Annotated in this window: 20 protein-coding genes; 10 read left to right on the top strand and 10 right to left on the bottom strand. The window is 72.5% G+C overall.

Annotation, left to right across the window (positions count from 1 at the left end; all coding sequences use genetic code 11):
* Positions 1-176: 176 nt before the first annotated feature.
* Complete coding sequence (locus tag ACFWTE_RS08960) at positions 177-1,385, bottom strand: MFS transporter (protein WP_378778759.1); 1,209 nt, start codon at positions 1,383-1,385, stop codon at positions 177-179.
* A 147-nt stretch (positions 1,386-1,532) separates the two neighbouring features.
* Between ACFWTE_RS08960 and ACFWTE_RS08955 the strand changes: the two genes are divergently transcribed.
* Positions 1,533-1,985 carry a MarR family winged helix-turn-helix transcriptional regulator gene (locus ACFWTE_RS08955; RefSeq protein WP_378778797.1) on the top strand — a complete coding sequence of 151 codons (453 nt, stop codon included), beginning with the start codon at positions 1,533-1,535 and terminating at the stop codon, positions 1,983-1,985.
* A gap of 120 nt (positions 1,986-2,105) precedes the next feature.
* Positions 2,106-2,624: an LURP-one-related/scramblase family protein gene (locus ACFWTE_RS08950; RefSeq protein WP_378778758.1), complete on the top strand. Its 519-nt coding sequence runs from the start codon at positions 2,106-2,108 to the stop codon at positions 2,622-2,624.
* A 190-nt stretch (positions 2,625-2,814) separates the two neighbouring features.
* On the opposite strand, the gene ACFWTE_RS08945 is transcribed toward ACFWTE_RS08950, so the two are convergent.
* Positions 2,815-3,282: a hypothetical protein gene (locus ACFWTE_RS08945; RefSeq protein ID WP_378778757.1), complete on the bottom strand. Its 468-nt coding sequence runs from the start codon at positions 3,280-3,282 to the stop codon at positions 2,815-2,817.
* A 237-nt stretch (positions 3,283-3,519) separates the two neighbouring features.
* Here ACFWTE_RS08945 and ACFWTE_RS08940 point away from each other — a divergent pair, with 237 nt between their 5' ends.
* Both ACFWTE_RS08940 and ACFWTE_RS08935 read left to right on the top strand, forming a co-directional pair.
* Positions 3,520-4,740 (top strand): sensor histidine kinase, encoded by a 1,221-nt coding sequence (locus ACFWTE_RS08940; protein ID WP_378778756.1) that lies wholly within the window; start codon positions 3,520-3,522, stop codon positions 4,738-4,740.
* Positions 4,728-5,372, top strand: a complete 645-nt coding sequence (locus ACFWTE_RS08935; protein ID WP_378778755.1) for a LuxR C-terminal-related transcriptional regulator — start codon at positions 4,728-4,730, stop codon at positions 5,370-5,372. Before ACFWTE_RS08940 ends, ACFWTE_RS08935 begins: the two co-directional genes overlap by 13 nt.
* 25 nt (positions 5,373-5,397) lie before the next feature.
* Here ACFWTE_RS08935 and ACFWTE_RS08930 read toward each other — a convergent pair whose 3' ends face one another.
* From ACFWTE_RS08930 to ACFWTE_RS08915, 4 genes are all read right to left on the bottom strand, one after another.
* Positions 5,398-6,285 carry a bile acid:sodium symporter family protein gene (locus tag ACFWTE_RS08930; protein ID WP_378778754.1) on the bottom strand — a complete coding sequence of 296 codons (888 nt, stop codon included), beginning with the start codon at positions 6,283-6,285 and terminating at the stop codon, positions 5,398-5,400.
* Between the two features lie 279 nt (positions 6,286-6,564).
* Positions 6,565-7,119, bottom strand: coding sequence for an ATP-binding protein (locus tag ACFWTE_RS08925; protein WP_378778753.1), 555 nt, complete (start codon positions 7,117-7,119; stop codon positions 6,565-6,567).
* A 275-nt stretch (positions 7,120-7,394) separates the two neighbouring features.
* Positions 7,395-8,930: a glycerol-3-phosphate dehydrogenase/oxidase gene (locus tag ACFWTE_RS08920; protein WP_378778752.1), complete on the bottom strand. Its 1,536-nt coding sequence runs from the start codon at positions 8,928-8,930 to the stop codon at positions 7,395-7,397.
* A 79-nt stretch (positions 8,931-9,009) separates the two neighbouring features.
* A complete protein-coding gene (locus tag ACFWTE_RS08915; RefSeq protein ID WP_378778751.1) occupies positions 9,010-9,597 on the bottom strand; it encodes a TetR/AcrR family transcriptional regulator in 588 nt (195 codons plus the stop codon).
* A 92-nt stretch (positions 9,598-9,689) separates the two neighbouring features.
* Here ACFWTE_RS08915 and ACFWTE_RS08910 point away from each other — a divergent pair, with 92 nt between their 5' ends.
* Complete coding sequence (locus ACFWTE_RS08910) at positions 9,690-11,267, top strand: FAD-binding oxidoreductase (protein ID WP_378778796.1); 1,578 nt, start codon at positions 9,690-9,692, stop codon at positions 11,265-11,267.
* A gap of 70 nt (positions 11,268-11,337) precedes the next feature.
* On the opposite strand, the gene ACFWTE_RS08905 is transcribed toward ACFWTE_RS08910, so the two are convergent.
* Positions 11,338-11,958, bottom strand: a complete 621-nt coding sequence (locus tag ACFWTE_RS08905; RefSeq protein WP_378778750.1) for a hypothetical protein — start codon at positions 11,956-11,958, stop codon at positions 11,338-11,340.
* Positions 11,959-12,471: 513 nt separating this feature from the next.
* On the opposite strand from ACFWTE_RS08905, the gene ACFWTE_RS08900 reads away from it, so the two are divergent.
* Positions 12,472-15,024, top strand: a complete 2,553-nt coding sequence (locus ACFWTE_RS08900) for an ATP-binding protein (RefSeq protein WP_378778749.1) — start codon at positions 12,472-12,474, stop codon at positions 15,022-15,024.
* Complete coding sequence (locus tag ACFWTE_RS08895; protein ID WP_378778748.1) at positions 15,005-15,682, top strand: response regulator; 678 nt, start codon at positions 15,005-15,007, stop codon at positions 15,680-15,682. The genes ACFWTE_RS08900 and ACFWTE_RS08895 overlap by 20 nt, the downstream gene beginning before the upstream one ends.
* Before the next feature lie 23 nt (positions 15,683-15,705).
* Here the strand turns inward: ACFWTE_RS08895 and ACFWTE_RS08890 are convergent, their stop codons facing one another.
* Both ACFWTE_RS08890 and ACFWTE_RS08885 read right to left on the bottom strand, forming a co-directional pair.
* A complete protein-coding gene (locus ACFWTE_RS08890) occupies positions 15,706-16,635 on the bottom strand; it encodes an aminoglycoside phosphotransferase family protein (protein WP_378778747.1) in 930 nt (309 codons plus the stop codon).
* Positions 16,636-17,005: 370 nt separating this feature from the next.
* The gene (locus ACFWTE_RS08885) at positions 17,006-17,683 is read right to left on the bottom strand and encodes a sirohydrochlorin chelatase (protein WP_378778746.1); all 678 of its coding nucleotides are present in this window, start codon (positions 17,681-17,683) and stop codon (positions 17,006-17,008) included.
* Between the two features lie 789 nt (positions 17,684-18,472).
* On the opposite strand from ACFWTE_RS08885, the gene ACFWTE_RS08880 reads away from it, so the two are divergent.
* The 3 genes from ACFWTE_RS08880 (at position 18,473) to ACFWTE_RS08870 (ending at position 21,107) form a co-directional block, all read left to right on the top strand.
* Entirely contained in the window at positions 18,473-19,285 is an 813-nt protein-coding gene (locus ACFWTE_RS08880) for an aminoglycoside adenylyltransferase domain-containing protein (protein WP_378778745.1), read from the top strand.
* A gap of 78 nt (positions 19,286-19,363) precedes the next feature.
* Positions 19,364-19,927 carry a peptide deformylase gene (gene def / locus ACFWTE_RS08875; RefSeq protein ID WP_378778744.1) on the top strand — a complete coding sequence of 188 codons (564 nt, stop codon included), beginning with the start codon at positions 19,364-19,366 and terminating at the stop codon, positions 19,925-19,927.
* Positions 19,928-20,144: 217 nt separating this feature from the next.
* Positions 20,145-21,107 carry a hypothetical protein gene (locus ACFWTE_RS08870; protein ID WP_378778743.1) on the top strand — a complete coding sequence of 321 codons (963 nt, stop codon included), beginning with the start codon at positions 20,145-20,147 and terminating at the stop codon, positions 21,105-21,107.
* Positions 21,108-21,414: 307 nt separating this feature from the next.
* Here the strand turns inward: ACFWTE_RS08870 and ACFWTE_RS08865 are convergent, their stop codons facing one another.
* Positions 21,415-21,801 carry a VOC family protein gene (locus tag ACFWTE_RS08865; protein ID WP_378778742.1) on the bottom strand — a complete coding sequence of 129 codons (387 nt, stop codon included), beginning with the start codon at positions 21,799-21,801 and terminating at the stop codon, positions 21,415-21,417.
* Positions 21,802-21,813: the final 12 nt, after the last annotated feature.

Genomic DNA, 21,813 nt, shown 5'->3' with positions numbered 1-21,813 from the left:
ACCTTCCCGCACCTGGCGTCCCACACCGGAAGAAGCGCGGGTTCCTCGACCGGCGGCACCCCCGCCGGCACCCCACCGGCACGACCGCCCGGCAACGTCCGCATCACGCCGCCGGCGTGAGCCGGCTCCCACACACCGCGGGGCCGGAACGGGAGCTCGGGCGGAGCGAACCTCCGTCAGTCGACCGGGGCGGCCTCCCGCGCCGGGAGCGGACGGCGGGAGAACTCTCCTCCGGGCGCCAGCGCTGCGAAGACCATCACACCCAGGCCGACAAGGGTGATCAGCCCCCCGGTCCACAGAGGCGAGGTGTAGCCCTGCCCCGCGGCCAGGCCGAGACCACCTGCCCAGGCGCCCAGGGCGTTCCCGACGTTGAACGCCGCGATGTTGGCGCCGGAGGCCATCGTGGGCGCCGTGTCGGCGAACCCCATGATGCGCATCTGGAGCCCGGGGACGGTCGCGAACCCGAACCCGCCCATCAGCACCAGGGCGGCCACCGTCGCCCAGGGGAGGTGGGCGACCAGTGCGAACACGCCCAGGACCAGGGCCAGTCCGGTGAGCAGTATCAGGAGGGTGCGGCCCAGGTCGCGGTCGGCGAAGCGCCCTCCGAGCAGGTTCCCGGCGAACAGGCCGACACCGATGAGGACGAGCAGCCACGGCACCGCGGCCGAGGAGAATCCCGTGACCTCCGTGAGGGTGAACGCGATGTACGTGAATCCGCCGAACATGCCGCCGAAGCCGAGCACGGTGACCGCCAGCGAGAGCCACACCTGGAGGCTGCGGAACGCGCCGAACTCGACGCGCAGCCCTCCGGATCCACTTCGCTCCGCCTTCTCGGCCGCACCGGTGTCGGGGACGAGCGCGACGATGCCGACGAACGCGACGATCCCGATGGCGGTGATCGCCCAGAAGGTGGAGCGCCATCCGAGGGCCTGGCCCAGGAAGGTACCGAAGGGGACGCCGAGGACGTTGGCGGTGGTCAGACCGGCGAACATGACGGAGATGGCGGCGGCCTTGCGGTGCGCGGGCACGAGGCCCGCCGCGAGGACCGCGCCGATGCCGAAGAACGCACCGTGGCACAGTGCGGCGAGGATCCGCCCTGTGAGCATGACCTCGTAGGTGGTGGCGAGCGCGGAGACGGTGTTGCCCGCGATGAACAGCACCATGAGGAGCAGGAGTGCCCGCTTGCGGTTGACGGTGTGCAGGAGGGCCGTCAACCCGACACCGCCGACGGCGACGGCGAGCGCGTAGCCGGAGATGAGGTACCCGGCGACGGTGGGTGTGACGCCGAAGTCGGCGCCCACCTCGGGCAGCAGGCCCATGATGACGAACTCGGTGAGTCCGATGCCGAAACCCCCGACGGCGAGGGCGTAGAGCGCGAGCGGCATGAGGAGTGTGCCTCCGAACGGGACTTGGTCGTTGCGTGTGCACTAGTTGCATACGCAACGAAGATAGTTGCACACGCCCCCTATCGGCGCAAGCTGCTATTATGTGTGCCCCAGCACGCCGCTGGCCGAGGGAAACGGGGTGTGGCCATGGGCATCGCCGACGACGCCGTGGAGATCCGCGCGCACGGATGGCGGACGCTCGCCGCCGTCCACGGGCTGATCGAGGCCTCCCTGGAGAAGGCCCTCCAGTCGGGGCACGGCATCTCCGTGGTGGAGTACACCGTCATGGACGCCCTCGACCGCCAGGACGGCTGGCACATGCGCATGCGCCAGCTCGCCCGCGCCGCCGCTCTGTCCAACAGCGCCACCACCCGCCTGGTCACCAGGTTGGAGGACCGCGGGCTGCTCACCCGTGTGCTGTGCGCGGACGACCGGCGCGGCATCTACACCGAGCTCACCCCGGCGGGGAGGGCCCTGCTCGTCGAGGCACGTCCCACGCACGACGCCGTGCTCAGGGAGACCCTGGACGAGGCGGCCCGGACCCCGGAACTGGCCCCTCTCGTGGGGGCGCTGCGCGACCTCGCCCCGGTGGAGACCTGACAGGGGCACCACATCCACACCCTGCGACCCCTGCGCCCCTGGAGCACCACGGACGCGCGTGTCGTCCACAGGCTCTGGCCCGGGGTGGTGCGCCGGGTCGCCGTGCCCTAGCTTCGAGTCATGAAGTTCCTGGTACGCGAACGCGTTTTTGACATCGGTGACGACTACTGGGTGACCGACGAGAACGACCAGAAGGTCTTCCTCGTCGACGGCAAGGCCCTGCGGATCCGCACGACCTTCGAGCTCAAGGACACCGACGGCAACGTCCTCACCGTCATCCGCAAGAAGCTGTTCAAGATCCGCGACCAGATGCGCGTCGAACGCGACGGCGACACCGTCGCCACCGTGCGCAAGCGCCTGGTCAACCCCCTGCGCGACAAGCTCGTGGTGGACATGGAGGGCGCACCCGACTGGGAGGTCACCGGCGACTTCCTGGGCAAGGAGTACGTCATCAGCGACGAGCACGGCACCGTCGCGCACGTGTCCCGCAAGTGGTTCCGCATCCGGGACACCTACGCGGTGGACGTCAACACCCACAGACACGACCTCGGCGGCGACGCCGCCCTGGTGATCAGCGTCGCGGTCGCCGTGGACTCCCTCACCGGGGACGAGGACGAGGAGGAGAGCGAGGAGGACTGAGCACGGCGCCCCGCGGTGCCCGCCCCCTGCCCCGGGCCGGGCCCCGCCCGCGCGAAGAGACCGCAGCCCTCGTCAGGCGGCCCTGCGCGAGAAGAACGCAACCGCCACCGCCCACACCCCCGGCGGCCACGACCGCCGAGGGGGCGCGGGCACGGGGCGGTGAGGGGACCGGTCGGGCTGACCGGGGGCATCAGTCGCTGAGGACACCGACCATGCTCCGCTCCCACGGCAGGTAGGGCTGTCTGCTGCTGCGCAGCACGGGGCGCGGGTCCCGGTTCTCGGACACGCAGCGGGAGATCTCCAGGGCGGCCAGCTCACCGGTCATCCGGAAGGCTCGCGGTGTGGAGTCCTCCCGGTGCCAGCGGGCGTCGACCAGACGCACCAGGGCCACGAGACCCGGCTGCGCTCCGCCGCCGGCGTGCCATGCCAGCCGCAGGCCCTCGGCGAAGGCCACCGCCAGGTCGTCGGGCAGGCACTCCCTCCTCGGGCCGACGGGTGGGACCGCGTTGACGAACTCGAAACCGTCGGGGTGCCCGTCCGGCAGGGGCTCCGCCTCGGCCCAGGCGGCGGCGAAGTAGCCGCCGCAGCTCTGGAGGACGTTGCGGACGTAGATCCCGTGGACCGGGCGGGGCAGTGGCGTGCGGTTCGGGGAGAGCACCGGCCCCTCCTTTCTCCGTGTGTGCGCCGACGCCGGGGTCCTTCCCCGACTTCTTTCCTGAGATGCCCATGCGTTGGCGAACGGTTGTCCGGGAACCCCGGGTTTTCGCCGCGCACCCTCCGGACCGTAGGGCGAACAGGGTGGCTGGCTGTAGTGCCGGACACCTCCGGAATGGCCCAGACTGATCGGTGCCGAGCGGTTCGGACACGAACGGCGTGAACTGCGAGAGGACCGAGGATGAATGATGTCTGGGCTCGTGCGCTGTGGGCGAGCGGCTACCTGCTGGTGGCCTTCGGGTCCGGTCTGGCCATGCTGGTGGCGCTGCCCCTGACACTGGCCGTGGTGCTCACCGTGCCGATCGGCGGCATCGGGTTCATGCTGCTGCCGCACTGGCTCGGAGCCATGGGGAGGTTCGCCGCCTGGCACCAGGGCCAGGCCTCCCGCCTGCTCGGGGTTCCGGTGCCGGATCTCCCCGGCGCCGAGGTCCCCGGCTTCCGCGCACTGTGGCGCGAGCCGTCCACCCGCAGGGTGCTGCTGTGGATGCCCGTGTTCGCGGTGGTGAGCCTGCCGGTGGGCCTCCTGGGTCTGGGCGCGGTCGCCATGCCCCTCTCCGCGGCGCAGTTCCCGTTCTGGTGGGCGGCCCCCGAGGGCCAGGAGTTCCAGTTCCTGTGGTTCCCCGCCGACAGCTGGGGCACAGCTCTGACCACCATGGCCGTACAGCTCGTGCTCGGGTTCGTCCTGCTCCGGTGGGTCGTGGTCCGGGCGGCCAAGGCGCACGCCCGCCTGAACCTGCGACTGCTGGCCCCCACCGAGGCGGAGCTTCTGGCCGCACGGGTGGACGAGCTGAGCCGGACCCGCGCGGACGTGGTGGACGCCCACGGTGCCGAGCTGCGCCGGATCGAGCGCGACCTGCACGACGGCACCCAGGCACGGCTCGTGTCGATCGCGATGCAGCTGGGTGTGGCCCGGGAGGCGCTTGCGGAGGATCCCAAGCTCGCCGCGCTGCTGAAGAACGCCCACGAGGGGACGGAGGAGGCGATGACCGAACTGCGCGAGGTGATCCGGGGCATCTATCCGCCCATCCTCGCGGACCGGGGTCTGGCCGGGGCGCTGAGCGCGCTGGTCGCCCGCACCACGGTCGCGACCAGGCTGGACGTGGGCGAGCTGGGCACACTGCCCGTGGCCGCGGAGACGGCCGCGTACTTCGTGGTCACCGAGGCGGTCACCAACGCGGTGCGGCACAGCACCGCCCAGGAGATCGACGTGCGCCTGGAGCGGGTCGGCGGTGTCCTGCGGGTGTCGGTGCGCGACGACGGCGCGGGCGGGGTGGACGAGTCCCGCGGCAGCGGGGTGACCGGGATCCGTCGCCGGGTGGCCGCCCTGGACGGTACCGTGCGCGTGGACAGCCCGGCAGGCGGGCCGACCGTGGTCGATGTGGAGCTGCCGTGCGGATCGTGATCGCCGAGGACAACGTGCTGTTGTCCGCGGGCCTGGAGCTGCTTCTGTCCACGCGCGGGTTCGAGGTGGTGGAGGTCGCCGTGGACGCGGCGGCCTTCGCGGACGCCGTGGATTGGCACCGGCCCGACCTGGCGATCGTGGACGTGCGGCTGCCGCCGAACTTCCGGGACGAGGGCATCCACGCGGCGATCGCGGCCCGGCAGCGGCACGAGGCGCTGCCGGTGCTGGTGCTGTCGCAGTACGTGGAGCGCGACTACGCCGGTGAACTTCTGGCTGACGGCCGGGGCGGGGTGGGCTACCTGCTCAAGGACCGGGTGGGCCGGGTGAGCGAGTTCGTGGACGCCCTGCGCAGGGTCGCGGAGGGCGGCACGGTGATGGACCCCTCGGTGGTGCAGCAGCTTCTGGCGCGACGGTCCCGGGATCCCCTGGAGACCCTCACCCGGCGCGAGAACGAGGTGCTGGCGCTGATGGCGGAGGGGCTGGGCAACGGGGAGATCGCCGAGCGGATCGTGGTGACCGAGAACGCGGTGCACAAGCACGTCGGCAACATCTTCGCGAAGCTGGGGCTGTCGCCGTCCGACAGCGGGCACCGCCGGGTGCGCGCGGTGCTCGCCTACCTCGACGGCAGGTGAGCAGCGCGCCTGTGCGGCCGGCGGGTCAGCCGTCGGCGGCCCCGGCGTCCTCACGCGCGCCGCGCCGGTTGAGCAGCATTCCGGTCGCGCCCGCGGTGAAGAACATGAGCACGCCGTACACGGCCGACGGGATCGCGATCTCGGTGCTGTCGAGCAGCGCGGGGCTGAGCGCGATGGCCAGGGACAGCGTGGTGTTGTGCAGGCCGATCTCCATGCAGGACGCGATCGCCTCGGGGCGGCCCGTGCCGATGACGCGCGGTGCCCAGTAGCCGACGGCGAGGCTGGCGATGTTGAACAGCAGCACCATCAGGCCCACGGCGACGATGTAGTCACCGAGGTTGGCGCGCTCCTGGAAGATGGCGACGGCGATGACGCCGAACAGCACCAGCACCGACGCGATCTTGACCGGCCTCTCCATGCGCTGGGCGAAGGAGGCGGCCCTGGCTCTGACGAGCATGCCCGCGGCGACGGGAACCAGGATGATCGCGAAGACCTGGAGGACCTTGTCCGCCTGCAGGCCGAGGGTGTCCCCGTCCCCCATGAAGAAGGCGATCGACAGGTTGGTGATCAGCGGCAGGCTCACCATCGCCGTGACGGAGTTGAGCGCGGTCAGGGAGATGTTGAGCGCGACGTTGCCCCGGAACAGGTAGCTGTAGAGGCTGGCGGTGGTGCCTCCCGGGGAGGCGGCCAGCAGCATCATGCCGACCGCCAGGGCGGGTGGCGGCTGGAAGAGCAGGACCAGTCCGAACGCGAACAGCGGCAGGAGGAGGATCTGGCAGCCGAGGACGAGCGCGACCGTGCCGGGCAGCCTGACGAGCCGGACGAAGTCACCGGTGGTCAGGCTCAGGCCGAGGCCGAGCATGATGATGGCGAGCGCGGCGGGGAGCGCGATCGTGGCGATGGCGGAATCCATGGGGACACCTCGGGATCGGGCCGCGCGGGGGGGGTGCGGCTCGGCGGTCGGGGGGCACGGGCCGGCATGGGGTGCCGGTCGTCGCGGACCGCGTTCGGTGACGGTGCCGACGTGGAGTCGCCTGGGGGTTCCGGGCGCGACCGCCCGGGCTGATCGGGGATCGCGCCGTCCCGTGATCTGCGCCACCCTTGCTACTCGCCGGTATGTTGGCACGGCGGAGGCGGCCCTGACAAGGGCCCGTGCCCGGCCGGGGCCGACCGCTCCGCGCCTCCCCCCTGGTCAGGCGGCGGGCCAGGAACTGCCCCGCAGGTCGTAGGCCAGGTGGAACCAGACCTTGCGGAAGCTCGGGTGCCCGTTGTCGCCCCACGTGGTGGCGAAGCTGTCGACGAGGGCCAGTCCGCGGCCGTTCTCGGCGGTGAGCCGGTCGCCGACCATCGGAGCGGCGCTCAGAGGGCCGTCCTCCCCCGACGGCGCGCTGGTGGGCCTGCCGTTGTCGCGGCAGGCCAGGGTCAGGCCGTTGGGTCCCCGGGTCACCTTGAGCACGAACGTCTGGTCCTTCTCACCGGAACGGCTGTGCCGGAGGGCGTTGGTCGCCAGTTCGGTCCCCAGCAGGGAGAACACGTACCGGAACTCCGAGTCCCGGGTCGCCGCGCAGGTGTCCAGGAAGGCGCGGGCCAGCGGTACGCTCGCGGGCTCCCCGGGGAACTCCCAGTGGCGCTTGGTGTAGGGGACCGGCGGCCGGCCGTTGAAGTAGTGCCGGTACTCGTCCGGGACACCCGCGAGGACGGAGTCCTCCTCCTTGGCCAGGGTGGGCACGGAAACGAGCGTGGGCATGGGTGACTCCTTCGGCGGGGCGGCTCGGTGAACAGGCGAACCGTGGGAGGGGGCGGCTGCGGGAGCGTTCGACGGCCGCCAGGGGGAGGTGCGGCGCGGAACGGCTACGACCTTACGCGATAAGACCCCTGCGGGACAGGGGATGCGGGTGTGGCGAGTACCTGGGATACCGGGGCACGGACCGCCCGTGGTTCCGCGCCGCGTGCGGCCGTGTCCGGGCCCTCCCGCTTGCTCCCCCGCCCGGCTGTCGGCGGCCGCATGGGGGGCGCGGCCCTTCAGACCACCGCGTCGAGTGCGCTCTCGGCCGCCGCCTCCGCCTCGGCCCTCTCCGACGGGACCAGACCGATCCGGGTGCGGCGGTCCAACAGGTCGTCCGCGTCCATGGCCCCCTCGTGGCGCACCCCGAACCGGAGTTCGGCGCCGGTGACACCCCGCACGACCGGCGCGAGCAGGTCGGGGGCGCCCGCGGCCCCGGCCAGGACGTCGACGGCCTCGGTGCCGTACCGGTCGACCAGGCGGCGCGGGGCGTCCACCGCGTCCAGCTCCTCGCGGGAGGCTGCGCCGACCAGGGCCAGGGAGCGCGTCCGGCAGGGGCGCGCGGGCAGGCGGTGGACGCGCACCGCCGCGTCCACGGCCTCCTCGGCCATCGCCCGGTAGGTGGTGAGCTTCCCGCCGACCACGGTGACCGTCCCGTTCGGTGCGACGGAGACGGCGTGCTCGCGTGACAGGTCGGCGCTGTCGCCGACCCCCTCCAGGAGCGGGCGCAGTCCGGCGAACGCGCCGATGACGTCACCGCGTCCGAGCCCGGTCTCCAGCGCCGCGTTGAACTGGTCGAGCAGGAAGTCCACGTCGCTGTCGGGCACCTCCGGGACACACGGGGCGGGTCCGTCCAGGGGTTCGTCGGTGAGCCCGGCGAACACGCGCCCGTCCGGCTGGGGCAGGGCGAACACGAAACGGCTGACGCTGCCGCCGATCGGTACGGTGAGCGCGGCCTTCGGGTGGCCGAGGGCCGCCCCGTCGAGTACGAGGTGGCTGCCCCGGCTGGGCCGAAGCCGCACGCGGGGGTCCAGGAGGTCCGCGTGGACCCCGGTGGCGTTGACGACGGCGCGCGGGCGCACCGGGATGATCCGGCCCGTGGCCCCGTCCCGCAGCACCGCTCCCTCCGAGGTGACTGCCTCGGCGGAGCAGCGGGTGATGACCCGGGCCCCCTCGCGGGCGGCGGTACGCGCCAGGGCGATCACGAGGCGGGCGTCGTCCACGAGCTGTCCGTCGAAGGAGAGGATGCCCCCGAGCAGGTCGCGCCTGGCGGTCCCGGGGAGCAGTCGCAGGGTCTGGCGGGCGTTGAGCAGGCGCGGGCGGGGCAGCACGCTTCCGGGGGTTCCCGCCATCACGCGCAGGAGGTCGCCCATGCCCATGCCCGCGCGCACGGCCAGCGCCCTGGCCAGCCCGCTCCCGCGGTGGACCGGCACGACCATCGGCAGGGGGCGGACCAGGTGGGGCGCGGTCACCCGCATGAGCACGTCGCGTTCGCGGGCGCTCTCGTAGGCGATGCCGACCTGCCCCCTCGCCAGGTAGCGCAGGCCTCCGTGAACGAGCTTGGAGCTCCACCGGCTGGTGCCGAAGGCGAGGTCGTGGCGTTCGACCAGCACGGTGGAGAGACCGCGCGAGGCGGCGTCGAGTGCGGCTCCGGCCCCCGTCACGCCTCCCCCGACGACCAGGACGTCCACCTCGGGCCGGGCCTCCAGTTCGGCGAGGTCCGCGGTTCTCCGGGCGGTGTTCAGTGACGGGGACGCGGGACTCGTGGTGCTCATGCGGGCGGTCCTTTCCGGGGGGCGGTGTGGCGGGTCGACCGGTGTGCGGTGTCATCCGGCCCGGTGGGGTCGCGGCGGGTCAGGGGGCGAGGTAGCCGTCGAGGAGGACGGCGAGTTCGCCGACGAGCCGGTCCTCGTCGAGGACGTCGGCGAACAGGCGGCGGGAGGTGACCGTGCCCTGGACGGTGACCAGGACCAGACGGGCCAGGGCCGCGGGATCGCCCGCGCGGACCGAGCCGTCGCGCTGCCCCTCGGCGATGACCGGTTCCACCAGGTCGAGGGCGGCCCGGTGGCTGGCGCCCAGCCGGTGGAAGGTGTAGGTCGCCAGGAGTTCGGGCTCGGTGTCCACGATCCGGGTGAACAGGGGGTGCGACAGCATCGTGCGGGCGACCCGGGCCGCGTGCCGGACCAGGCCCGAACGCACGCTCTCCCCGGCCGGGCCGTCGGTGGAGGCCACGTCCTCGTCCCTCAGGATCTGGCGCAGCTCGCGGGTGAGGAGGTCGGCGACGAGCGCGGTCGCGTCGGGCCAGCGGCGGTACACGGTGGGCCTGCTGACCCCGGCGCGGCGCGCCACGTCGGTCAGCGTGGTGCGGCGCACCCCGAAGGCCTCGACGCAGGCGCGGGCCGCGTCCAGGATCCGGTCCTCTACGTTACGTTTTGACGCCATATGTAAAACTGTAGAGCATGGCTCACGAGAACACACCACCCGGCGGCGGTCACGCCCCCGGCACCGGTCCGGGCACGGACACCGCACCCGACATGAGCTGGTTCGCCTGGGGGGACCCCGCCAGGGCGCAGGAGCTCGACCCCGGCCTGCGCGACCTCGTCGCCCAGGTGCTCCGGGCCAGGATCGAGGCGCTGCCCCCGGTCCCGGAGGAACAGGTGGAACTGCCTCCCAGCAGGCTCGACGTCCGGGTGCGCGACCTGTTCGCCGAGGTGGTCGGTTCCGCTCACGTGAACACGGAGGACCCCGTCCGGTTGCGCCACTGCGGGGGCAAGAGCACCCCAGACCTGCTCCTGCGCCGCGCGGGGACGGCGGACCCCGCGCCGGACGCGGTCCTGTACCCGGCCGACCACGACGAGGTGGAGCGACTGCTCGCCGTGTGCTCGGCCGAGCGCGTCGCGGTGGTGCCCTTCGGCGGCGGCACCAGCGTGGTCGGCGGCGTCGCCCCGCTGCGCGGGGGCTTTCACACCGTGGTCGCCCTCGACCTGCGCCGCCTGGACCGCCTGGTGTCCGTGGACCCCGTGTCGATGACGGCCGTCCTGGACGCGGGCGTGCGCGGGCCGCACGCCGAGGCGATGCTGGCGGAACACGGGCTCACCCTCGGCCACCTGCCGCAGAGCCACGAGTACGCGACCATCGGCGGTTACGCGGCGACCCGCTCCAGCGGCCAGGCGTCCTCCGGGTACGGCCGGTTCGAGGACATGGTCGTGTCGCTGCGCGTGGCGACCCCTCGCGGCACCCTGGAGGCGGGCGGCCCTCCGGCGTCGGCCGCGGGACCGGACCTGTGCCGCCTGCTGCTGGGCTCGGAGGGCACGCTGGGCGTCATCACCGAGGTGGGCGTGCGTGTGCGCAGGCGTCCCGAGCGAGTTCTGGACGAGGCGTGGACGTTCCCCGACTTCACGACGGGGGTGGACGCGCTGCGCGCCCTCGCGCAGTCGGACACCCGGCCGACCATGGCGCGTGTGCTGGACGAGTCGGAGACGTTCGTGGGGGCGGCCATGGGGGGCAGGGAGGCCTCCCCCGGGTGCCAGGCGGTCCTGGGTTTCGAGGGGGCGTCCGCCGAGGTGGACACCCGCGCGGCCGCGGTGCGGGAGCTCATGGCGGAAGCGGGCGGCACTCCGCTCGGCCCCGAACCGGTGGCGCACTGGCGCGACAACCGGTTCTCCTCCCCCTACCTGCGCGACACGCTGCTGTCGGCGGGCGTCATCGCCGAGACGCTGGAGACCGCCGCGTCGTGGACCGACCTGCCATCGCTGTACGCGGCCGTGTCCGAGGCGCTCACCGGGGCGCTGGAGGGTGACGAAGGCGGCGCCGTGGTGATGTGCCATGTGTCGCACACCTATCCCACGGGCGCGTCCCTGTACTTCACGGTGGCGACGGCGGCCGGAGCGGATCCGGTGGCGCGCTGGGGCCGGGCCAAACGCGCGGCCTCGGACGCGATCGTGGCCAACGGCGGCACGATCACCCACCACCACGCGGTCGGGTCGGACCACCGGCCGTGGATGGCGGCGGAGATCGGACCGCTGGGCGGCGACGTGCTGCGCGCGGTCAAGGCCGCCCTGGACCCCGAGGGCGTGCTGAACCCGGGCAAGCTCATCCCCGACCCGCAGTAGCGGGCCGCGGTACCGGCGGAGGGTCCCGGCGGCGCCCCGGCATGTGTCGGGGTAGCACCGGGCCCCTCCGTCAGGCCCTCTCCGCCTCGCGGGAGATCTGGCGTTCGACCTGCCCCGCGAAGTCGCCGAGGAAGTCCAGGGCCCCGTCCTCGCCGATGCCCCCGTCCTCCAGCGGCAGGCTGATCGTGACGGCCACGTTCACGAGGGTGAAGGAGGCCTGCGCGAGGACCTCCTCGGCGTACTCCTCGTCCTGGTACAGGACCGCGAAGCCCCCGTCCCCCGCGGAGACGGTCCGCCGGTCGAGGACCTCGCCGCTCACACCCTCGGGCGGGTTGTCCCTCTCCAGGTCCTCGCGGGCGTCCCCCATCTCCTCGCGGAGGTCGGTGACGGCCTCACCGCCGTCCTCGTAGTCGTACAGGAACGCCTGGACGTCGAGGAGGAAGACGTAGGAGTCGCTGACGGAGCAGGCGAGGTGGCCGATCTGGCCGCCCTCCTCGTAGCCCGTCTCCTCGGCCGGGTAGTAGTCGCCCTCGGCCAGGGGGTCGGCGGCCCCCGGGATGCCGTCGACCACCTCGGCCGGCAGCAGTTGCCGGCAGCCGGGCAGGTCCGCGTAGGGTCGGCCCCCGGCGGCGGTCCACACCACGGCGCTGAGGGAGGCGACCACCACCAGGGCGGCGACGGCCCCGATCACCGGACCCGGTCCGCGCCGCCCCGGTCCGCCGGGGCGCCCCGGTACGGGCGGCTGCCGGGGAGGGAGGCCTCCGGGAGCGCCGTGGCCGGGCTGGACGTACCGCTGCCCCGGATGACCGCCGTACGTCGGTCCCTGCGGCCCGTGGGGGCCCTGCGGGGGCTGCTGCCCGGGGTGGGGGGACCACCCCTGGCGGGGAGGGCCGGGCTGACCGGGGAACGGCTGTCCTCCGGGGGGACCCGGGAACGAACCGTCGTCGGGGGGATGGGTCATCGGTCTCGCTGCGGGGGCGCCCGGCCAGGGGACGGGTGGCCGCCGCACCTCCTCACAGGTGGTCTCGTGTCACACGGAACGGCCCGGGCCGCCCGCACCGCGACGCGGCCACGCGGGGCGTGCGTCGGGTTGTCGCGTCCAGTATCGCCAACCGCGGTTCGCCCGGCCCACCCGGAGGCCGGAACCGGACGAAACCGACCTCACGTCGGGAACCATGCCCGGACGCACCCGGATGCCCCGACAATGGATGCCGTGGCACGAGGAAAACTCCGTATCTACCTGGGATCGGCCCCGGGGGTGGGTACCACGCACAATGTCCTGGTCGAGGCCCACCGCAGGGCCGCGCACGGCACCGACGTGGTGGTCGCCGCCGTCCACACCCACCGCCGGGAGCGCACGTCCGCCCTCCTTGAGGGGTTGGAGGGCGTCCCGCCCCACCCGTCCGGCTCGGTGGACACCGCGTCCGTGATCTCCCGGGCGCCCGGCATGGCCCTGGTCGACGACCTCGCACGGCCCAACCCGCCGGGGGCGCCCAATGCGAACCGCTGGCAGGACGTCGAGGAGCTGCTGGAGGCGGGCATCGACGTCCTGTCGACCGTGGGCATCCACCACCTGGAGTCCCTGAACGACGTCGTCCACCAGATCACCGGGGTACGGCCCCGGCAGACGATCCCCGACCACGTGGTGCGCCGGGCGGCCGAGGTCGAACTCGTGGACATCACCCCGCAGGAGCTGCGCCGCCGCATGGCGCACGGCGACATCCACCCGGTCGAGCGGGTCGACGCCGCCCTCGCCGACTACTACCGGGAGGGCAACCTGGCGGCGCTGCGCGAGTTGGCGCTGCTGTGGATCGCCGACCGCGTGGAGGAGAGCCTGTCCCGCTACCTCGGCGAGCACGAGATCCATCGGACCTGGGAGGCCCGCGAGCGGGTCGTCGTGGCGCTCACCGGGGGGCCCGAGGGCGAGACGCTGATCCGCCGGGCCGCACGCGTCGCGGCCAGGTCCCGGGGCGGCCGCCCCCAGCCGAGCCACCTGCTGGCCGTGCACGTGGTCCCCCCGCAGGGGATCGCGCAGACACCCACGGACGACCTGCTGCGGCAGCGGAGGCTCCTCGCCGAGCTGGGCGGGACCTACCACCAGGTGGTCGGCCACGACGTCCCGACCGGCCTGCTGGAGTTCGCCCGGGGTGTGCACGCCACCCAGATCGTGCTGGGCTCGTCTCGCCGCCGCACCTGGCAGTACGTGTTGGGTCCCGGGGTCGGCGCGATCGTCGCCCGCGACTCCGGCGACATCGACGTGCACATCGTCACCCACGAGCGCGTGGGCAGCGGCCGATGGCCCCTGCCGCCTCCCGGACGGGGGCTGGGCGAGCACCGCCGTGTGACCGGGTGGTCGCTGGCCCTGCTGGCGCCCACCCTCGTGTCGCTGGTGATGGCGCTGCCCCTCTTCTCGAATGTGGGTCCGGCCTCCGACACGTTGCTCCTGCTGCTGATCACCGTCGCCACCGCGGCCGTGGGCGGGCTGAGCCCCGCGCTGGTGTCGGCTCTGTGGAGCGCGATCCTGCTCACCGTCCTGTTGTCCCCGCTGCACGGGCGGCCGTCGGTGTCGTTGGACAACGTGGTCGCGCTGACCGCGTTCACCCTGGTCGGGGCGCTGGTCGCGATCGTGGTGGAGATGGCGGCCCGCAGGTCGGCGCAGGCCGCGCGGGCCCGTGCCGAGGCCGACGCGGTGACCCTCCTGGCAGGCAGCATCCTGTCGGGCAAGGAACCCCTCCAGGCACTGCTCCGACGCATCAGGGAGACGTTCGGGCAGCGGTCGGCGACGCTCCTGGAGCGTTTGGACGACGGCCGGTGGCGGCCGGCCCACAGTGTCGGGGCCCCGGCCTGCGACTCCCCCGACGAGTCGGACGTCCTGGTGTCGGTCTCCGACAACCTGGCTCTGGCCCTGCGCGGCCGGGTGCTGCCCGCCGCGGACCGGGGCGTGCTGCGCGCGTTCGCCGCGCACATCGGCATCGCACTGGAACACCAGCGGTTGGAGTGGGACGCCGCCGAGGCGAGGAGCCAGGCGGCGGGCAACCGCATCCGCACCGCCCTGCTGGCCGCGGTGTCGCACGACCTGCGTACGCCGCTGACGTCGATCAAGGCGAGCCTGGCGAGCCTGCGTGCCACCGACATCACGCTCACCCCGCAGGACCGGGAGGACCTGTTGGAGACCGCGGAGGAGTCCACGGACCGGCTCAACCGCCTGATCGACAACCTGTTGGACATGAGCCGTGTGCACACCGACAACGTGCGTCCCAAACTCCGCGCGGTGGGCCTTGAGGAGGTCGTCCCGATCACCCTCCTGGGGCTGCCCCACGACGCCGTCACCGTGGACGTCCCCGACGGCCTGCCCCGCGTCCTGGCGGACGCCGGGCTGCTGGAACGGGCGGTGGCGAACGTGGTCGCCAACGCGGTGCGCTACAACCCCGACCCGCGTGTGCCCGTCCTGGTCGCCGCGAGCGCGCACGGCGACAGCGTGCAACTGCGTGTGGCGGATCGGGGGCCGGGCGTCTCGGACGAGGGCAAGCAGCGCATGTTCGAGGCGTTCCAACGCCTGGGCGACGCGCCCCAGGGGACCGGCGTGGGGCTGGGGCTCGCCGTCGCCCGTGGTTTCGTCGAGGCGATGCACGGCAGACTCGACCCCGAGGACACCCCGGGGGGCGGGCTGACGATGGTCTTCACCCTGCGGGCGACAGAACCTGACCAGAGGGACACCGGTGGCGAGAGGGGGACCGATGCGGGTCCTGGTCGTTGACGACGACATGCAGATCATCCGGGCCATGCGGATCAACCTTCGCGCGCGCGGGCACGACGTGGACACGGCCGCCGACGGTGCCACGGCGCTGAACCTGGCCGCCGGGAACCACCCGGACGTGGTCCTCCTCGACCTGGGGCTGCCGGACATGGAGGGGCTGGAGGTCATACGGCGCCTGCGCGGCTGGTCCCAGGTACCGATCATCGTGCTCTCGGCCCGGCACTCCGCCGGGGAGAAGGTGCGGTGCCTGGACTCGGGCGCCGACGACTACGTCACCAAGCCTTTCGGGATGGACGAACTGCTCGCCCGGATGCGGGCGGCCGAACGCCGGTCGGTCCGCACGGAGGAGGCCCCTGTCGTGCGCACGTCGTGCTTCACGGTGGACCTGGGCGCCAAACGGGTCCTGCGCGACGGTGCGGAGGTGCGGCTGACCCCGACGGAGTGGCACATCCTGGAGATCCTGGCACGCCACGCCGGGCAGCTGGTGAGCCAGCGCCAGCTCCTCCACGACGTGTGGGGGCCGGCGTACCAGAGCGAGACCAACTACCTGCGGGTGTACATGGCGCAGCTGCGCCGCAAGCTGGAGCCCGACCCCGCCCGTCCCCGGTACCTGATCACGGAGGCGGGCCGGGGCTACCGCTTCGAGGGGGCGGGCTGACCCCCGGGGCCCGCCCCGCCGGGTCAGCGGGCGACGGCGGCGCCCCCGGCCAGCTCCATGAGCACGTCGAACTCGTCGGTGCCGACCTGGCCCCGGCCGGCCTTGGCGACCGCCTGGCAGGGCGCGAAGGCGCGTACCCACTCGAACATCCGGTCGGCGTCCACGCCCATGGCGCCGGAGAGCACGTGCACGCGGCGCTCCACCTCGGCCACCCCGGTGGCCTTCCACAGGGCCCAGTCGACGGCGTCGACCGCACCGTCGCCGAGGCACGCGCGCGGGTCGACGGCGACCAGGCCCCGCGCACCCCCGTCGATGACGTTGCCCGGGTGTAGGTCGCCGTGCACGGGCACCACGTCGACGGTCCCGTTGGCCAGGTCCCGGGCGAGGCAGAAGCCGCGGTGCATGGCGGCGGCCGACACCACCTCGGCCGCGGGGCCCTCGCCGCGCTCGCGGTTCCAGTAGTCGAAGACGAACTGCACCCGCGACGTCAGCGGGCGGAGTTCCGCGAGCTCACCGGGGGCCACCTCGGTGGCGTGCAACTCGGCGATGAGCGCACCGACGGTCTCCATCGGCGGCATGGTGCCCCGGTCGGCGATCGTGTCTCCGTCGATCCGCTCCATGAGGACGGCTCCCCGGTCTTCGTCGAGGTCCCACACGCGGGGTACCCGGTGGGAGTCCGCCCACATACGGAGCATCTTGGCCTCGGAAACGGCCAACCCGCTCTCCGGGGAGAGCTTCAGCACCCCCTCGGCCCCGTCGGCACGCCTGACGTGGATCACCACGGACGTGCGCCCGCGCGGGGCGGGGGCCTCGACCGTCAGCCGCCACCGGGAGGCGAGCTCCTCGACGATCGCGGGGAGCTCGGTCAGCCACTCGCCCACGTGGCTGCCGAAGCGCCGTTCCAGACGCCGACGCTGCCGGTCGCCGACGAACTGCGCTGTGACGTGGTTCATACATCCACCTTAGGTTCGCTCACGACGATGCCTGTCGGGGTCGAGCCCCGCCGCGGCTCGGCGGGCCACCCTGCCCGTACCGCGCGGGCGCCCTCGGGGCCCGCGCCGGTCGCAGGAGGCCTCCTCGCCGACGGGGGAGTGCACAGCTCCGGAGGAGTCGCACCGTGGCCGGTCCGCGTCGCCGGGACGCGGACGGGGCGCAGGTGCCGCGTTGTGGGTGCGGGGAGTTCCCGCCCTCACGACACCTACCCAACCTCGCGGTCCCGGTAACGGCACGGCCGCGACCCGAACCCCCTTCGTTACCGAACGGCGCGGGAACGTCACCCGCCGTGGGGCCTGCCCCGGAAACCCGGAGGCCTCCTCCGCCGGGTCAGACCAGCCTTCCCTTGGCCGCCCGGTGCTGGGCGAGGAGCGTGTCCACGACCAGCTCCGAGGGCCACAGCGGGGTGGTGAGGGCCGTGACGTCGAGCCCGCGCAGCAGGTCGAAGTCGGGCCCGTCGACCAGCCTCCACGCGGCGACGGCGACGTTGTCGCGGCCGTCGCGGCGCAGCCGGTCGACGGCGTCGAACACCGACGGCGCCCAGGTGCGCAGGTAGCCGACCTGGACCGGGGATCCGAGGCGGCGGCTGAGCATGCGCGCCACGTCCATGACGACCTGGCGCTCCTCCGTACCGGTGGTGCCGTCAGCGGCCAGGACCACACCGTCGTCCCGGCTCCAGCCGGAGTCGGTGAGCCTGCCCGCGAGGTCGGCGACGATGGACGGGACCGCCCCGAGGGGCGGTGTGTGGCAGGCGTTCCCCAGGCCGCCGAGGTCGAGCCTGGAGAGGAGGTGGGCACTGGCGACGTCGCCGCCGGCGACGAACGCGGGGACGACCACCTTGGGCCCGCGGACGGCGTGGATGGCTGCGGTGACCTCGGCGGGGCTGCCGAAGGCCGGTGCGACCGGCACCTCGCCCCGGTCGGCCACCGCCGCGGCCAGGCCGCACAGGGCCTCCCGCCGGTGGGCGTCACGTGAGTCGTCGGCTACGAGGACCATCGTCGGGACCATGCACGGCTCCTTGGAATCGCAGTGAGATCTACCGTTGTCCGCCGAGAGTAAAGGGGCACAGTTTCAGGGAAGTGCTCTCGTGTTACATGGAGGGAAACAGCAGACAATGGCTGTGATGGTTATCACCTGGGTAAGTCTTGGTGAACCATAACAATCGCCGAAAAACTGGAAAGTGTCTACTTGTCCGGGAAGTGGCGTACGCCTCAGTGCCACCGCCCGACCGGAGGAGTGACACCCGGAACGACGGGAACCACATCTTCCACCTGCCCTGATGCCGAAACGTCCGCCTCCGTACGGAATCCTCGACCCGGCGGGCATGTCCGACGCCACACCACGCATTGCCACCCCGAGTGAAAAATCCCTTTGGTCACGAGTTCTGTAGAGAAATACCGCGCAAACAATTTCCCATGCATTCGCCCGGTGCGGATGCACGTGCCACCGAATGTGCGCCGGACCGGGCACCGGACCCGGGAACGGTTTTGCGGTGTTATCGAAGCGCACCCGAGAACCACGGAACTGGCAACTCTTGCCACACCGGCCCCGTTCCTGTCAAGGGTGTGAACTCCCCCGCAACGTCATAGCTGCACACCACCTGACGTGGGGGGACAGGATGCCGGTCCGGCGTGATCACTTGCCATGGGCCACCGACCCGCCCACACTTGGTACCGAGCGGAGCATGTCCCCGCAGGCCCACGCGCCCCGGGACCGCTCACGGGCAACCGCTCGCCGGACCCCACCGCCGGCGGCGGCCCCCGCGACCCACACCGCACCGTGCAGACTGGAGTGAGCATGGCCGTCCACCCTCGGGTGCAGACGCTGACCCAGACCTTCCTCGCCCACGCGGACCAGGAGGCCCCCGGCCTGGTCGAAGGCCTCTACCTCACCGGTTCGGTCGCCCTCGGCGACTACCGCCCGCACACCAGCGACGTCGACTTCGTCGTCGTCACGCACAGGGCCCCCGACCCGGGCGAACTGGAGCTGCTGCGCGGAGCGCACGCGCGCACGCGCGCGGCGGTCCCCCGGCCCCAGTTCAACGGCGTCCACGTCACCTGGGAGGACCTCGCCCGCGACCCCGCCGCCTGCGGCCCCGTCGCCTCGGTGGTCGGCGGCCGGTTCCGGCAGCGCGCGAGCGCCGACGTCAACCCCGTGACCTGGCACATCCTCGCCGAGCACGGGGTCACCATCCGCGGCCCCCACCCGCTCGAACTGGACGTGTGGGACGAGCCCGAGAGCCTGCGCGCCTGGTCCCTGGGGTCTCTGGACGAGCAGTGGCGGCGCTGGCGCGAGAAGGCCGGACGCCTGGTCACCCCGCGCGGTATGGCCGTCCTCGGCTCACTGGCCCCCTCCTGGAGCGTGCTGAGCGTCAGCCGCCTGCACTTCACCCTGAAGACCGGGGAGATCACCTCCAAGTCGGGCGCGGGCGCCTACGCCCTCCACGCGTTCCCGCAGACGTGGCAGCACATCGTCAACGAGTGCCTGCGCGTGCGCCGCAACGCCGACGCACCCTCCCTGTACGAGAGCGCGCTCGCCCGCCGCCGGGCCGCCCTGGACTACATCGAGATGGTGCTGGACGACTCCCTGCGCCCCGGCCTGGCCGCCTGACCGCTCTCCGCCCGGGTCCGCTCGGGAGACCCGGAGACCGTGGGCTCTGTCCCGGTCGGCCCGACTAACCTGGGGTTCATGACCATGCGCCCCATCGTCCGCTTCGGCGACCCCGTCCTCGTCACCCCGACCACACCCGTCACCCGGTTCGACCAGCACACCGAGGCCCTGGTCCGGGACCTCCTCGAAACGGTCGAGGCCCCCGGCCGTGCCGGGCTCGCCGCCACCCAGATCGGAGTGGGCCTCCGCGTGTTCAGCTACAACGTGGAGGACCGGATCGGCTATGTGATCAACCCCGAGATCGCGGAGCTGTCGGAGGAGGTCCAGGAAGGCGAGGAGGGCTGCCTGTCGGTCCCCCGGCTCTGGTACCCCACCCGCCGGGCCGAGCGCGCCGTCGTCACCGGTGTGGACCTGCGCAACGAGCCGGTCACCGTGGAGGGGACGGGGCTGATGGCCCGCTGCCTCCAGCACGAGACCGACCACCTCGACGGCATGGTCTACGTGGAGCGGCTCGACCCCGCCAACCGCAAGCGCGCGATGCGTGACATCCGCCGCTCCGACTGGTTCATGCCCGCGTCGCCGACCGGACCGTCCGCTCCCACCGGGGACCGGCTTCCCAGCGCCTTCGGCGGAGCGGGCTGAGACCGCCACCCGCCGGACGGACCGGCCTGCGAGGGTCGGTCCGGTCTCCGGCCCCGGGTATCTTCGGACACGTCCCCCGCGCCCACGCAGTCACGTGAGTCGACGCACTAGTCACGTCACGCCACGATCTCGTAAGGTCTGCTGAGCATCCCCCACCCCACGGCACGCACCGCGCCGTCGGCCCAGCGGATACGCCCGGACCGCCCTCGGAGCACACATGACGACCACTCCTCCCCACACCTTCCGCGGCAAACGTGCCGCGCTGTCCCTCGCCGCCGTCACGGCGGCGCTCCTGATCGGCCTGCCCGGCACCGCGCAGGCGGAGCCCGGTGACGACGAGGTCGACATCGACGAGCTGACCCAGCGTGCCGAGGACCTTGAGGAGAGCTACGACGGCGAACTGATCCAGTTCACCGAGATCAAGGAGCGCGTCGAGGCGGCCGAGGAGGACCTGGAGGAGGTCGAGGAGCGCCTGGAGGCCTCACGGGCCGGCGTGTCCACCATCGCCTCCTCCCAGTACAAGAACGACACCGGTCTCGACCCCGCGCTCAACGTCATGTTCTCCAGCGACCCGGAGGAGATGTTCAGCGACGCCGCGACCCTCTCCTACCTGGGGCAGAGCCAGTCCGAGCAGATCTCCGGGCTGATCGACACCCGCGACGAGGCGGCGGAGGTCGCCGAGAACCTCCAGTTGGAGATGGAGGAGGCCGAGGAGCTCGTCGAGGACCTGGAGTCGCAGCGCGAGGACATCGAGGAGCGCATCCAGGAGTACGAGGAGGAGCAGGTGCCCGAGACCCCGGGCACCGGCAGCATCCCCGAAAGCGCCAAGGGTTGGGGCTGGGACGGGGCCACCCCCCGCATGGCCGCGATCCGGGACGAGATCGTCATGCAGTACGGCGCCCCCTACCCAGTGGGCTGCCTGCGCTCCAGCGCCGACGACCACGGTGTGGGCCAGGCCTGCGACTTCATGATGAGCTCCGGAGGCGCGATCCCCTCGGCCGAGAACAAGGCCCTGGGCGCCCAGATCTCCCAGTTCGCGATCGACAACGCCGACCGGCTGGGCGTGAAGTACATCATCTGGGAGCAGCAGATCTGGCAGGCCGGTTCGTGGACCTGGATGAGCGACCGGGGCGACAACACCCAGAACCACTACGACCACGTGCACATCTCGTCGTACTAGTAGTAGGTCGAATCCCGTCAGATGCGCTGTTCGCACGCCCTGTGAAGTCGTTTTTGCGGGTGGAACGCCTGAGCGAGGACCATCGACTCGGGCGTGCAGACACTCCGATCCCGCTCCCCCCGCCCGCGGTTCCGGCGATTGCACCGAGCACCCCTCTGCATCTGACGCAGAGGGGTGCTCCGGGTTGAAACGGGTGGCTATCGAGGGTGCCGCACACCTGGTGCTTGCCGCCGGCCAGAGGCCACACCCTCGGACATGAGACCGAGTGCGCTCTGCTTCGCGGCCTCAGGAGGACCGGGCCGACCGCTCAGACCAGGACGGAGATGCAGAACGGGTGTCCGGCGGGGTCCAGCAGAACCCTCCACCGATCGGGCTCGGGCTGGCTCGACGGCTCGGTCGCGCCCAGGGCCAGGAGCCTGGCTTGGGCGGCGTCCAGGTCGTCGACGCCCAGGTCGAGGTGGGCCCGCTTCTCCTGGGCGGGATCCGGCCAGGTGGGCCGCTGGTAGCCCGACAGCCGGGAGAAGCCCAGCCCGGCCGACCCCTCCTGGCCGAGCAGGATGAAGTCGTCGCTGGAGTAGGCGACGGGCAGGCCGAGAGCTTCGCCGTAGAAGCGGGCCAGCTCGGCGGGGTCGGGGCAGTCGAAGGTGACCGCCGTGTAGCGCATCGTGGGTACGACCGTGGTTTCGGTGCTCATGGACAGCACGTT

Source organism: Nocardiopsis sp. NPDC058631 (assembly GCF_042716955.1).
Lineage (GTDB): Bacteria > Actinomycetota > Actinomycetes > Streptosporangiales > Streptosporangiaceae > Nocardiopsis.
The sequence above is the reverse complement of the archived record's forward strand: the minus strand, read 5'-3'. Positions and strand labels throughout refer to the sequence as shown.

Coding starts and splice junctions, on each gene's coding strand:
- ACFWTE_RS08960 (WP_378778759.1), bottom strand. CDS start 1,385: ATGCCGCTCGCGCTCTACGCCCTCGCCGTCGGGGGTTTCGGCATCGGA.
- ACFWTE_RS08955 (WP_378778797.1), top strand. CDS start 1,533: ATGGGCATCGCCGACGACGCCGTGGAGATCCGCGCGCACGGATGGCGG.
- ACFWTE_RS08950 (WP_378778758.1), top strand. CDS start 2,106: ATGAAGTTCCTGGTACGCGAACGCGTTTTTGACATCGGTGACGACTAC.
- ACFWTE_RS08940 (WP_378778756.1), top strand. CDS start 3,520: ATGAATGATGTCTGGGCTCGTGCGCTGTGGGCGAGCGGCTACCTGCTG.
- ACFWTE_RS08930 (WP_378778754.1), bottom strand. CDS start 6,285: ATGGATTCCGCCATCGCCACGATCGCGCTCCCCGCCGCGCTCGCCATC.
- ACFWTE_RS08925 (WP_378778753.1), bottom strand. CDS start 7,119: ATGCCCACGCTCGTTTCCGTGCCCACCCTGGCCAAGGAGGAGGACTCC.
- ACFWTE_RS08920 (WP_378778752.1), bottom strand. CDS start 8,930: ATGAGCACCACGAGTCCCGCGTCCCCGTCACTGAACACCGCCCGGAGA.
- ACFWTE_RS08915 (WP_378778751.1), bottom strand. CDS start 9,597: ATGGCGTCAAAACGTAACGTAGAGGACCGGATCCTGGACGCGGCCCGC.
- ACFWTE_RS08910 (WP_378778796.1), top strand. CDS start 9,690: ATGAGCTGGTTCGCCTGGGGGGACCCCGCCAGGGCGCAGGAGCTCGAC.
- ACFWTE_RS08900 (WP_378778749.1), top strand. CDS start 12,472: ATGGATGCCGTGGCACGAGGAAAACTCCGTATCTACCTGGGATCGGCC.
- ACFWTE_RS08895 (WP_378778748.1), top strand. CDS start 15,005: ATGCGGGTCCTGGTCGTTGACGACGACATGCAGATCATCCGGGCCATG.
- ACFWTE_RS08890 (WP_378778747.1), bottom strand. CDS start 16,635: ATGAACCACGTCACAGCGCAGTTCGTCGGCGACCGGCAGCGTCGGCGT.
- ACFWTE_RS08885 (WP_378778746.1), bottom strand. CDS start 17,683: ATGGTCCCGACGATGGTCCTCGTAGCCGACGACTCACGTGACGCCCAC.
- ACFWTE_RS08880 (WP_378778745.1), top strand. CDS start 18,473: ATGGCCGTCCACCCTCGGGTGCAGACGCTGACCCAGACCTTCCTCGCC.
- def (WP_378778744.1), top strand. CDS start 19,364: ATGACCATGCGCCCCATCGTCCGCTTCGGCGACCCCGTCCTCGTCACC.
- ACFWTE_RS08870 (WP_378778743.1), top strand. CDS start 20,145: ATGACGACCACTCCTCCCCACACCTTCCGCGGCAAACGTGCCGCGCTG.
- ACFWTE_RS08865 (WP_378778742.1), bottom strand. CDS start 21,801: ATGAGCACCGAAACCACGGTCGTACCCACGATGCGCTACACGGCGGTC.